Source organism: Streptomyces sp. NPDC002573, from assembly GCF_042889625.1.
Lineage (GTDB): Bacteria > Actinomycetota > Actinomycetes > Streptomycetales > Streptomycetaceae > Streptomyces > Streptomyces gibsoniae.
On sequence record NZ_JBIARC010000289.1, the window covers coordinates 1 to 1066 of the forward strand.

General features: G+C 64.8%; 1 protein-coding gene. It reads left to right on the forward strand.

Annotated elements, in window-relative coordinates; translation table 11 throughout:
- Positions 1-854: 854 nt before the first annotated feature.
- A partial coding sequence (locus ACFYX0_RS47995) for a hypothetical protein (RefSeq protein WP_388982226.1) occupies positions 855-1066 on the forward strand: 212 nt, incomplete at its 3' end.

A 1066-nucleotide genomic window follows, 5' to 3' on the forward strand; every position in this document is an offset into this window, starting at 1 on the left:
TCACCACCAAGCCAACCGAACCTGAACCGCAGATCACCCCACAACCGGAACCGAAACAGCTGCCGTGACTACACCACCCCGCGGGACATGACCCGGGTGACAGCGCTGGCGGGTGCGGGGTCGGTGACGCGACGCGACGCGTCGGATGACATCCACGACTGACATCAACGACGCCGGACGGAGGCGTACACCAGCGTCTCTGTCCGGCCGTCGCACCAGTCGACGACAGCCGCCGCAGCGGGCTCGGATCGAACTCCTAATGCGGGTGTCAACGTCCCCGCTCAGTACGAACCGGCTGTAGCCCTGCCGGCCAGCGCCGCGCTGCCCGATCAACTGTCACCGGCCGTGCCGTTAGGCAACGGACGCCACGCAAGGAGCAGCCAACGAAGGTCCGTCGTCACTACCGAACGCACGCCTGGCTGCCCGACCAACGCGACCCACAGCTTGGCGCCTGGCATCGCCTGCGGCATTTACCGCTTCGGTAGCAGCCTCATCGGTGCGTTCGGCACGTGCCGCCGCGAACTCGCGGTCAAGGCTCCAGCGAGCCTCAGAGGCAGCCACAGCTACGCTACTGGGCCCCTCGACGCTCAGTACCGCTTGAGTTCGGACCAGGTCAGACAACGCGTCTCGCGCCGCACTCAGGCGATCTTGGTACTCGACGTTGGCTATGCCCGGTCGTCTGATCTCTTGGAATGAGAGCGGCGCAGCGGATGGCCGTCTCTATGAACTGGATACAGGCGCTCTTTTGTGTCGCCCGATTCTCCGCCGCCCGCCTCTCAGCGTGATCCTCTGCTGCAACTTCTCGCTGTGCCTCCACCTGGTGGCGCACGCCCCGGAGCGTCAACCAAGAGGTCATGCCCGACGCCGCAAGTGCGGTGAGTGCCGCGATGATCGCGGTAAGCAGTGAGTCGCTCACCGAGACATCTCATCAGAGATGCTTCTGCGGACGCAGCGGTTCGCTAAAAGGTGCGTTAGCCTCGATTCGTCAGCGGTCGCGATTGCCTGATGAGGTTGATGGTTCGCCCTGTTTGTCCCGCGTGATCGCGGGCGGGGCCTTCGCGTGTCG